9 protein-coding genes are annotated in these 11,742 nt (G+C 44.0%); 5 read left to right on the plus strand and 4 right to left on the minus strand.

Annotated features, from left to right (window positions below; genetic code table 11):
* Nucleotides 1-1,257, minus strand: coding sequence for a beta-ketoacyl-ACP synthase II (gene fabF / locus LJ707_RS16905; RefSeq protein ID WP_228953213.1), 1,257 nt, complete (start codon nucleotides 1,255-1,257; stop codon nucleotides 1-3).
* A 19-nt stretch (nucleotides 1,258-1,276) separates the two neighbouring features.
* A complete protein-coding gene (locus tag LJ707_RS16910) occupies nucleotides 1,277-1,513 on the minus strand; it encodes an acyl carrier protein (RefSeq protein WP_008508386.1) in 237 nt (78 codons plus the stop codon).
* Nucleotides 1,514-1,658: 145 nt separating this feature from the next.
* Between LJ707_RS16910 and LJ707_RS16915 the strand changes: the two genes are divergently transcribed.
* Both LJ707_RS16915 and pyk read left to right on the plus strand, forming a co-directional pair.
* Nucleotides 1,659-2,084 carry an IPExxxVDY family protein gene (locus tag LJ707_RS16915; RefSeq protein ID WP_228953215.1) on the plus strand — a complete coding sequence of 142 codons (426 nt, stop codon included), beginning with the start codon at nucleotides 1,659-1,661 and terminating at the stop codon, nucleotides 2,082-2,084.
* A gap of 67 nt (nucleotides 2,085-2,151) precedes the next feature.
* Nucleotides 2,152-3,585, plus strand: coding sequence for a pyruvate kinase (gene pyk, locus LJ707_RS16920; protein WP_228953218.1), 1,434 nt, complete (start codon nucleotides 2,152-2,154; stop codon nucleotides 3,583-3,585).
* A gap of 223 nt (nucleotides 3,586-3,808) precedes the next feature.
* Here the strand turns inward: pyk and LJ707_RS16925 are convergent, their stop codons facing one another.
* Nucleotides 3,809-4,501, minus strand: coding sequence for a response regulator transcription factor (locus LJ707_RS16925; protein ID WP_228953220.1), 693 nt, complete (start codon nucleotides 4,499-4,501; stop codon nucleotides 3,809-3,811).
* A 15-nt stretch (nucleotides 4,502-4,516) separates the two neighbouring features.
* On the minus strand, nucleotides 4,517-6,337 hold the full coding sequence (locus tag LJ707_RS16930; protein WP_228953222.1) for a sensor histidine kinase KdpD: 1,821 nt from the start codon (nucleotides 6,335-6,337) through the stop codon (nucleotides 4,517-4,519).
* A 140-nt stretch (nucleotides 6,338-6,477) separates the two neighbouring features.
* On the opposite strand from LJ707_RS16930, the gene LJ707_RS16935 reads away from it, so the two are divergent.
* The 3 genes from LJ707_RS16935 (at nucleotide 6,478) to map (ending at nucleotide 11,333) form a co-directional block, all read left to right on the plus strand.
* Complete coding sequence (locus LJ707_RS16935) at nucleotides 6,478-7,386, plus strand: T9SS type A sorting domain-containing protein (RefSeq protein ID WP_228953224.1); 909 nt, start codon at nucleotides 6,478-6,480, stop codon at nucleotides 7,384-7,386.
* Between the two features lie 265 nt (nucleotides 7,387-7,651).
* Nucleotides 7,652-10,525, plus strand: a complete 2,874-nt coding sequence (uvrA, locus tag LJ707_RS16940) for an excinuclease ABC subunit UvrA (protein ID WP_228953677.1) — start codon at nucleotides 7,652-7,654, stop codon at nucleotides 10,523-10,525.
* 46 nt (nucleotides 10,526-10,571) lie between these two features.
* Nucleotides 10,572-11,333, plus strand: a complete 762-nt coding sequence (gene map, locus LJ707_RS16945) for a type I methionyl aminopeptidase (RefSeq protein WP_228953227.1) — start codon at nucleotides 10,572-10,574, stop codon at nucleotides 11,331-11,333.
* Nucleotides 11,334-11,742: the final 409 nt, after the last annotated feature.

An 11,742-nucleotide genomic window follows, 5' to 3' on the forward strand; every position in this document is an offset into this window, starting at 1 on the left:
TTAATCTTCGTACTTTTTAAATATAACAGATGCGTTGTGGCCACCAAAACCAAAACCATTACTTTGTACCGCCCTGATGCCTTCGCGTTTTTGCGCGGTGTTAAAAGTAAAGTTTATGCGAGGGTCAAACGCCGGATCATCAGTAAAGTGATTGATGGTTGGCGGGATGATACCGTTTTTAAGCGCTAAAATTGAAGCGATAGCCTCAACAGCGCCGGCAGCACCCAGTAAGTGCCCTGTCATTGATTTGGTTGAGCTGATGTTGATACGGTAAACGTCTTCGCCATAAGTATCCTGTATGGCTTTAACTTCCTGCGGGTCACCAATCGGGGTTGATGTACCATGCACGTTAACGTAATCAATATCGGCCGGTGTCATTCCTGCATCCTCAAGCGCGGCTTTCATTACACGGGCAGCGCCTAAACCTTCAGGGTGTGGTGCCGTCATGTGGTAAGCATCGGCACTCATGCCACCGCCTACCATTTCGGCATAAATTTTTGCGCCACGTGCCAGTGCATGCTCAAGCTCTTCCAAAATAATGGTACCTGCGCCTTCGCCGGCCACAAAGCCGTCGCGGTCAAGGTCAAACGGCCTTGAAGCGGTTGCAGGATCATCATTACGGGTTGAGAGGGCGTGCATAGCATTAAAACCACCTATACCGGCTTCATTAATAATCGCTTCTGATCCGCCGGTTATAAACATATCGGCCTTACCCAGGCGGATGTAGTTAAAGGCGTCAATAAGTGAGTTATTTGATGAAGCACAGGCTGATACGGTTGAGAAGTTAGGGCCTCTCAGGCCGTATTTTATTGATATGTGGCCGGGTGCAATATCCGCTATCATCTTAGGGATGAAGAACGGGTTAAAGCGCGGTGTACCGTCGCCTTTTGCAAAGTTGGTTACCTCGTCCAAAAAAGTTTTAAGGCCGCCAATGCCTGAGCCCCAAATAACGCCGATACGGTTGGTATCGAGTTTTTCAAAGTTCAGTTCGGCATCCTTAACCGCTTCTTCGGTCGAGAAAAGCGCATACTGTACAAAAGGGTCGAGCTTTCGCGCGTCTTTACGGCCTAAAAAAGCATCGGCATCAAAGCCTTTTACTTCACAGGCGAACTGGGTTTTGAAATGCGTGGCATCAAAACCCTTTATCAAGGCAGCGCCACTTACCCCATTGATCAGCCCGTTCCAGTACTCTGCAACGTTATTACCAATTGGAGTAAGTGCTCCAAGCCCGGTTACTACTACTCTTTTAAACTCCATTTAATAGATTTGGGAGCGCTTATTTAACGTTTTTTTCAAGGTAAGCGATAGCCTGACCTACTGTGCCGATAGTTTCTGCCTGATCGTCAGGAATAGCTACGTTAAATTCTTTTTCAAACTCCATGATCAGTTCTACGGTATCTAAAGAGTCGGCACCAAGATCATTGGTGAAGCTTGCTTCAGGTGTAACTTCACTCTCATCAACACCTAACTTTTCTACAATAATAGCCTTTACTCTTGACGCGATATCAGACATAGTCTTAATAATTTAATGATTAATAATTTTTTCGATGCAAAGAAAAATAAATTCTGTTAAATATCAAATGTAAAACTTTTGAACAATATGAGTAACAAAATTTTATCTCAACAGTTTCAATTAGTAATTTTACAACGCAAAAATAATGATTTTGAACAGGAAAGTATTAAAGTTTGAGATCGATCTGGATTTTGTTCTGATTGCTGTAACTACTTCTTTAAAGGATTATCGCACTTGTTACCTTATTAATAAGCACCTTAATTTCAACTTTATTAAAGGTAATGACCTCGAAGTTGACATTAATCCGGACAAGGAAGCGGGCTATTTTTCGATCTACACAGATAGCTGGGAGGCCAGCGAAACCGACTTTTATTTTATAGCCAATAAAGGTACCGAAGGCTACCTGATACCTGAAATGCGCAAAACCGACTACTTTATAATGATAAAGAATTATATTGACAGCGATGATCTTGACGCACTTATATCATCATTAAATAAAATACCCGAAATAGTGGCCGCCGTAAAGATTGACCCTAAAAAGTTAAAATCCCGTGAAAATCTACTATTTTAGCGCCGGATTTTTATGAGTGTTCAAATCACACCATAGCTTATAAACGATATAATAAATCAACCCATATATGAAATTAAACTACAACCGAACAAAGATTGTTGCTACGATGGGCCCCGCATCGGCACAAAAGGACGTACTGTTGTCAATGATAAAGGCAGGCGTTAACGTTTGCCGTCTAAATTTTTCGCACGGTAAAACCGAGGACCACAAGAAAACCATTGACCTGATCCGCGAGATCAACGCGCAATATAAAACCAATGTGGCTATCCTTGCCGACTTACAAGGGCCAAAAATTCGTATTGGGATTGTTAAAGATGGTGGCGTACACCTTAAAAACGGCTCAAAAATTAAGATGACCACCCATGAGTGCATTGGCGATGATGAGCAGATCTACATCACTTACGAAACTTTTCCGCAGGATGTAAAGGTTGATGAGATCATATTACTGGATGATGGCAAGCTGCAACTGCGCGTGCTCGAAACCAACCGTATTGATACTGTAATTTGCGAAGTAGTACACGGAGGCATACTTACTTCACGTAAAGGTGTTAACCTGCCAAATACCAAGGTTTCTATCCCAAGCTTAACCGAGGAAGACCTTTCAAACCTGCATTTCGCGCTTGATAATGATGCCGAATGGATCGCGCTTTCATTTGTTCGCGAAGCGGAAGATATTGTACACGCCCGCCGTGTGCTTAACTCACGTAACAGCCCTGCACGCATCATAGCCAAAATTGAAAAACCCGAAGCTATTGATAATATAGATGAAATTATTGCCGTTACCGACGCGGTAATGGTAGCCCGTGGCGACCTTGGTGTTGAAATGCCGATGGAACAAGTGCCATTGCTGCAAAAAATGATCGCCAGCAAATGCCGTGCGGCTTCAAAACCGGTTATTGTTGCTACGCAGATGCTTGAATCAATGATTACCACCCCGCGCCCAACCCGTGCCGAGGTGAATGACGTAGCCAACTCAGTACTTGACGGCGCCGACGCGGTTATGCTTAGCGGCGAAACCTCGGTAGGTGAATTCCCGGTTATCGTTATTGAAACCATGGCCAAAATTGCCCGTAACGTTGAGGAGTTAGGCTATCCGTTTTACAACAAAAAAGGCAAGCTTGATAACCAGGACCCAACCTTTTTGAGCAATGCCATCTGCGGTTCGGCAGTTTACCTTGCCGAGCAAACCGATGCTGCCGGTATTGTTGCCATGACCACCTCGGGGTATACCGCTTTTGAAATTTCAAGCCACCGCCCTAAAGCGCCAACCTTTATATTTACATCAAACAAACAGCTTTTAAATTCATTAAGCCTTGTTTGGGGTGTTAAGGCGTTCTACTACGATCAGCTTGACAGTACTGACCAAACCATAAGCGATGTTAATAAAGCGCTTAAATCAGAAAACCTGATACAAACAGGTGATATAGTTATCAATACGGCATCAGTGCCTATTGTAACTCAAGGCAAAACAAATATGCTTAAAGTTAGTGTTGTTGAATAATTAACCGCACTATCATAAAACAAAAAAAAGAGCTGTAATTACTTACAGCTCTTTTTTTGTTAGTATATCCCGGCGGCACAAACCTTTTCAAAAAGTTTATCAAGGCTGCCGAAATAATAGTCGTAATACGTCCTCATTATTTTCATGGCAATTTAATTTTCTGGTCTTAATATATGCAATATAACAAAAACGTTACTTAAACAATAATATTTTATTAATTGTTTTAATTGATAAGCAGCTTATAACCACGCCCATGCACATTAATGATCTCTACACTGGGGTCATCCTTCAGGTACTTGCGTATTTTGCTTAAAAAAACATCCATACTGCGGCCGTTAAAATAATTATCATCATGCCAAATGTGCAGCAGCGCTTCCTCGCGGGTAAGCACCTCGTTTTTGCGCAGGCAAAGCAGCCTTAAAAGTTCGGCCTCTTTGGTTGAAAGCTTTTGCTGATGGTCGCCAATAGCTATTGACTGCCCTTTGTAATCAAAATCATACCGCCCTATTTTAAATTGGGTTTGCTGCTCCTCGGTCTTCTTTTCGCTGTTTTCTGATCGTTTTAAAAGGGCGTTTATACGCAGCAGCAACTCCTCAATACGAAAAGGTTTGGTAATATAATCATCGCCACCCAGGTTAAATGCCTCGGTTTTATCCTCTATCATGCCCTTTGCCGTGGCAAAAATTATGGGGATGTGCTGGTTTATCTTTCGAATATCCTTACCCAGGGTAAAGCCGTCCTTTTTGGGCATCATCACATCCAGAATCAGCAGGTCGTACGTGCTTTTGGTAAACGCTTTAAGGCCTTCGTCGCCATCTTTGCATAGCACAACATCAAACTTTCCTTTCAGTTGCAGGTAATCCTGCAACAGCAAACCCAGGTTAGGGTCGTCTTCAACAAGCAATATTTTCTTCATTGTGGTGGTAAGGTATTATGCCAACGGAAATTTCAATTCAAACTCCGAGCCTTTTTCTTTTTCTGATCGTACGCCAATGGTGCCGTTAAGCTTTTTAACAATGGAGTTAACATAACTCAAGCCTAATCCAAAGCCTTTAACATCGTGCAGGTTGCCTGTTGGTATGCGATAAAACTGCTCAAATATCTTAGCCTGCTGATCGCGCCCCATACCTATGCCCTTATCGGCAACCCTGATGATAATGCTGCCGTTTTTGTTAAGCGTACTGATGGTGATCACCGGCTCATCCTTGCTGTACTTTATGGCGTTATCAATAAGGTTATACAGCACGTTTGAGAAATGCAGCTCATCAGCAATGATCATCGGTTTTTCGGCATCAAGGTTAACGGTTACATCCGCGCCGCATTTTTGCAGTTTTAGCGCCATGCTATCCAACACAAGGCTTACCATCTCATTTACATCAACCGGCTTGGTGTCGAGCTTAAAATCATCCTTTTCAAGGCGGGCAATGTTCAACACACGCTCAATATGGCTGCCCAGGCGCACATTCTCCTCATATATAATATTAGCCAGGCGAGATACACGGGCCTTATCACCGGTCATCTCATCATCCTTCAGCGCCTCGCTGGCTATCATGATAGTTGATACCGGGGTTTTAAACTCATGCGTCATGTTATTAATAAAATCGATCTTCATTTCCGAGATCTTTTTTTGCCGGAGGATGGAGAATATGGTATACCCGAAGCAGAATACCAGTACAAACAACAGGCCTGCGGTAGTGGCCATGCTTGCTCCCATCCTGCCCAGTATCAGTGAGCTTTTTTGCGGAAACGCTATCCTGATCTTACCCGGATCGTTCACCATTTCGTTGCTAAAAATAGGCGTTTGGTAAGTGTTTGATGCTACAAATACCGGCTTGGTGCCTTTATTGGTATCCATGGCATTGGCAAATATCAGCGAGTCATTAGTAGCGGTGAGTACCTCATAGCTAAAAGGCAGGTATATGCCTTTATTGTGCAGCTCAAAGCGCAGCAGCGAGTCTATCCAGAATTTACTTACACGCTTGGTAAGCGGCTCGTTTGTTTTGCTGTATTCTTCGGCCAGGTTTTCAATCACCGTTGTTTTTGATGTGCTTTTAACCTCGGGCGCTTTGGCTACAGCCAGGCTTTGCAGCGAGTCGACCTCAAGCAGGCGTTTTATTTTGGCCAGTTGCTGCTCCTTTTTTATATGATCCTGCTCCTGCTGCCACAACGGGTTAATGCGCGGTACGGATATGATTTGCTTGCCGAACTGAGGATCAAGATATACATAGCGCAGCGTATCATACTTTTGTGGTTTTTTTGCGCGCTTTGCGGGTTTAACATCACGGCGTACCACCTCGGGTATCATGCGGCCATACACATCGCCATACTCATCGGTGTATTCCTCAACACGTATCCTAAAGTTATATACATCCTGCAATAATTCTTCCTGCGTTTTGCGCAGGCGCATCCTGTTGAGGCTATCACGCAGCAGCGCCCGTTTTTTTTGGTCGAGCTTGTACTTTTTGGTGTTCTTTTTAGCCGGAGCCGCTGTTAGGTTTTGAGTGATGGTGATCTGCTTTTGTTTAATGGCTACCACCCTGTCATTATCATTGGCCTTGGCATTTAAAAATTTCATGGCATCCTGCTTGGCCACCTTGTGCGCTACGTTGTTGAGCGCCTCGTTCACAGTCTGGTCAAAAAGTTCAGACTGCATTAAGTATGATTGCCGTAAAAAATAAAATTGCATGGCCATCACTCCCAGCAGCGCAAAACCCATCAGGCCAATTATTAATCCGATACTCCGTTTCTTCATCCTTATTGCAAATTTATTTTAATTAAGCCTTTCGGTATGCCATTTAACAATATTTAACAATTAATACTTTTTATTTAACAACTTGGTATTTAACTGATTGATAGCTTTGTGTAACTAAACGCATACTTAGATCACGCATCATGAAAAAGCTATTATCAAACCCCGGCTTTGAAAGCATTTTCGCTTTAAGCCTTATGGCCATTATTTGTTTACCGCCGCTGGTATCTGCACAAGATAAAAAAAAGGATACCGAAAAAATTGTAAGCAAACGCATTGAAGTACGTATTAAGGATGGCGATACCACCATCAATGGCAAAAACATTAAAGAGCTTAAAGGCAAAGAACGCGACGAGGCGCTAAGTTATCTGCCGGGCAATGATGGCGCGCATTTTGGCTTTTTTGATGGTGACAACAAACGCCATGTCATCATAAAACGCAGGGGCAAGGGTGATGATACAGACGTTATTATTGAACGCCGCGATCTGAATAACGGCGACATCCGCTTTTTTAGCGATAACGATGTTTTAGTGACTGATAGCCTGGCAAAGAATTTGGATATTAAAAGACTTGGCGACCCCGCGATTGCCTTTAATTACCGTAGAAACTGGATAAACGGGCCATCTCCTGAATATACATTACTTAGTTCGGAAAGGTTACCCGTTAGTTATCATCGCCGCAATACCCAGAGCTTTAATTATAATAATGTAGATAGCGAAGGCATAAGCACCAATATAAGCTACCGAGTAATTGATGCACCCAACGCGGCAAGCGCAAAAACTGGCAAACCCGAAGCTAAAAGCCTTGATCTGGAAAGCATTTACCTTACGCCGAATTTTTCTACAGGAAACACCATTCTTAGTTTTACCCTCGATAGCAAGGTAACTGCCGAAGTAACCTTTAAAAACAGCGATAATAAAGTATTATGGACCGATAAAGCCCCCAACGGCAAGTTTACCAAGGCATTTGCCCTGCCATTAAACGGCGCTTATTATCTGACCGTAAAGCAAGGTTCAAAATCAATCACAAAAAGAATTGTTAAAGAAGATTAAGCTTTATACGATACATCACTAAAGCCATTTTGACTCACGCTGTTTGCTGAATCGGGATGGCTTTTTTGTTTATATCCTTACTGAAATAAACTCCTGAAAGCTACCTTATTTTAAATGACATTTACCTACATCAATTCATTTGTTTTTTGCTAAACATTTTAGGATTTTTGCACTTTCTTATTTATAGCTGATTGTTGATAGTTAATAGTTCATGGCAAGAACGTTTATTACTATGAACTATCAACTATTTACCATGAACCCATATATGATAAACGAAGCCGAAAAAGACGCTCAACAAAATATCATCATAAAAGGTGCCCGCGTGCACAACCTTAAAAATATTGACGTTGCCATACCTAAAAATAAACTGGTGGTGGTTACGGGCATGTCGGGGTCGGGCAAATCGTCGCTGGCGTTTGATACGCTTTATGCCGAGGGGCAGCGCCGTTATGTTGAAAGCTTGTCATCATACGCCCGCCAGTTTTTGGGCCGCATGAACAAGCCCGACGTAGACTATATTAAAGGTATAGCCCCGGCCATCGCTATTGAGCAAAAGGTAATTACCTCAAACCCGCGCTCAACCGTAGGTACATCAACCGAAATATATGATTACCTGAAACTGCTATTTTCGCGCATTGGCAAAACCTATTCGCCGCTATCAGGGCAGATCGTAAAAAAAGACAGCGTTACCGATGTGATCAACTTTATTATGGCTTTGGCCGATGATACACAGATAACCATTTTAGCCCCCCTGCATCCGCATAACAACCGTAGTTTAAAAGAAGAACTTGCCGTATTGCTGCAAAAGGGTTTTGTAAGGGTGGAGTACAAAGGCAAGTTAGCCCGCATCGAGGCGCTGATAGAAGACGAGGGCATTGCTTCAGATACCGGGATAGACGAAAAGCCCAAAAAAGGCAAAGCTAAAAAGCCGGAGCCGGAACCTGAACCAGCCACCTTTGATGTGCGTATAGTAATTGACCGTGTTACCAAAAACAACGAAGAAGAAACGGTAAGCCGCCTGGGAGATAGTATACAAACCGCGTTTTTTGAGGGCAAGGGCGATTGCTTTGTACGCTGGCAGCAGCCGGATGAAGATGCCGAGCAGGAGCGCTTTTTTTGCGACCGCTTTGAGCTGGATGGCATCCGCTTTGAGGAGCCCTCGCCAAACTTTTTTAGTTTTAATAACCCTTACGGTGCCTGCAAAAAGTGTGAGGGTTATGGTAAAGTGATCGGTATTGATGAGGATTTGGTTATACCCGACAAAAGCAAAACCGTTTACGAGGGTGCCATTGCCCCGTGGCGCGGCGAAAAAATGCGCGAGTGGAATGACCGGCTGGTTAAAAGTGCCATCAAATTTGATTTCCCGATACATCGCCAATATAACCAGTTAACACCTGAGCAGCAACAACTGTTGTGGAAGGGCAACAGCTATTTCCAGGGGCTTGATGCCTTTTTTAAGGAATTGGAGGAACAAACTTACAAGATACAATACCGTGTACTACTGTCGCGCTATCGTGGCAAAACCACCTGCCCCGAGTGTAAGGGCAGCCGCTTACGCCAGGATGCATCGTATGTTAAGATTGACGGTAAATCCATCACCGATATTGTACTGATGCCGCTGGATACAGCCTACCGGTTTTTCAGTAACCTGCAACTATCTGAGCACGACGAAACCATTGGCCGTCGTTTACTTACCGAGATAACCAACCGCCTCAACTTTTTAAATGATGTAGGCCTGAGTTATTTAACGCTTAACCGTTTATCGAACACGCTTTCGGGCGGTGAATCACAACGTATCAACCTGGCTACCTCATTGGGCAGTAGTTTGGTGGGCTCGGTTTATGTACTGGATGAGCCAAGCATAGGCCTGCACCCGCGCGATACCAACCGGCTGATAGGCGTACTAAAATCACTGCGTGATGTGGGCAATACGGTACTGGTTGTTGAGCACGAGGAAGAAGTAATGAAAGCTGCCGACCATATTATTGATATTGGCCCCGAGGCCGGTACACATGGCGGCAACCTGGTTTTTAGCGGAACATACAGCGAAATAATTACTGACGATAATAGTCTTACCGGCCGCTACCTTAGCGGCAGAGAAGAAATTGCCATACCTGCGCATCGCCGTAAGTGGAACGACCATATTATTGTAAAAGGCGCCCGCGAAAATAATCTGAAACACGTTACCGCCAAATTCCCGTTAGGGGTACTAACTGTGGTAACAGGTGTATCAGGTTCAGGTAAAACCAGTTTGGTAAAACGCATATTGCACCCGGCACTGCAAAAAACCTTAGGTAACTACAGCGGCGAGCAAACCGGCGCTTACGATGCCATTGAGGGCGATTACAATAAAATTGAGCAAGTTGAACTGGTTGACCAGAACCCGATAGGCCGTTCGTCGCGCTCAAACCCGGTTACTTACGTTAAAGCCTGGGATGAGATACGTAACCTTTACGCCTCACAGCCTGCAGCCAAAGCAGGCGGCTTAAAACCATCGGCATTCTCGTTTAACGTGGAGGGTGGCCGCTGCGATGTTTGCCAGGGCGAGGGCGAGGTGAAGATAGAGATGCAGTTTATGGCCGATATATTCCTGACCTGCGAGGCGTGCAACGGCAACCGCTTTAAGCAGCATATATTGGATATTACTTATAATGAAAAGAATGTAGCCGAAGTACTGAACCTGACGATTGACGAGGCTTTGGAATTCTTTGCCAAGGAAACTAAGATCATCAATAAAATAAAACCTTTGGTTGATGTTGGTTTGGGCTATGTGCAGTTGGGGCAATCGTCAAACACGCTATCAGGCGGCGAGGCGCAGCGCATCAAGCTGGCATCGTTCCTGGTAAAGGGCAACAATACAAATAAAACCCTGTTTATATTTGATGAGCCGACTACGGGCCTGCATTTTGCCGACATCAAAAAGCTGTTAAAATCATTCGACGCGCTGCTGGAGCATGGCAATACCATCATCGTGATAGAACATAATATGGACGTGATCAAGTGCGCCGACTGGGTGATAGATATTGGTCCGGAAGGTGGCGACAGAGGTGGCAACGTAGTGTTTGAAGGCCTGCCTGAAGACCTGATTAAAGAGAAAAACTCATATACAGGGCAATATTTAAAAGAACGGTTCTTATGATTATCCGGAGCCTGTTCATATTATTTTTATACTATAAGATACAACTATGTCAATTACTACTGACGACGAATTAACCGGGATGAAAGCCATTAGCGAGGTATGTGCCATCACGCTAAAAAAAATGCGCGAAGCGGCTGTACCCGGTATAACAACAAAAGAATTGGATGAATTTGGCGGAAAGTTATTAGAGAGCTATGGAGCACATTCGGCGCCTTATTTAACTTATAAATTTCCGGGCTATACCTGCATCAGCTTAAATGGTGAGGTGGCGCACGGTATACCGGGCGAAAAGGTTATTCAAAGCGGCGACCTGATCAATATAGATGTTTCGGCAGAAATGAATGGTTTTTGGGCTGATAATGGCTGCTCATTTGTAGTAGGTGAGGATGTTCACGGCCATCAAAAACTGGTGGATGCTTCAAAAGCGATCCTGAAAAAAGCCATCTCACAAATAAAGGGCGGCGTTAAAATAGCCGATATAGGTTTGCTGATTGAAACCGAAGCTAAAAAAGCCGGCTATACCGTTATTAAAAACCTGACCGGCCACGGTGTAGGCCGAAGCCTGCACGAAGAGCCACATGAGATAGCCAACTACCGGGACCGCTTTAATATTACCCGTTTTAAAAAGAACTCAACGGTAGCAATTGAAACCTTTATATCAACCGCATCAACCATAGCCGAAACGCAAAGCGACGGCTGGACGCTGATTGGCAACAAAGGTGGTTTTGTAGCCCAGCACGAACATACCATTTTAGTAACCGGCGGCGAACCGGTGATACTTACTGCTAATAATAGTGTTTGGGATTAAGCGATATTTTAAAATATATGTCATCTCGACGAGGTACGAGGAGAAATGACATATATTTATTTATAAAAGAGCGCGTTGGCCTGCCGGAAAACCGGGCCAGGGAGTATGGCCTGTGGGAGGAAGGTTTTTTCCGGCTTGATGTTTGGTTACTTTGCATCTAAGGTAAAGTAACTGGCCCCTGCGGCCAAGAGCAGACTGACGATTCATTCAAGCACAATTGCTTAATTAAAGCAATAACAACTCGTAAAAGCATCTTCATTACCTGTCCTGAATTTCTTTTGAACGATCAAAAGAAACAAAAATCGCCGGCTGCGTCCTGCCCGGTGAAAGGGTGTACTTTGGCAAGGCTTGTGCTACTCCGGGCATTTCTGATGCCGGTAATACAGATTATTAACGGTTTGTGCTTTTT

The sequence above is a fragment of the Mucilaginibacter sp. UR6-1 genome, assembly GCF_020880975.1.
Classification (GTDB): domain Bacteria; phylum Bacteroidota; class Bacteroidia; order Sphingobacteriales; family Sphingobacteriaceae; genus Mucilaginibacter.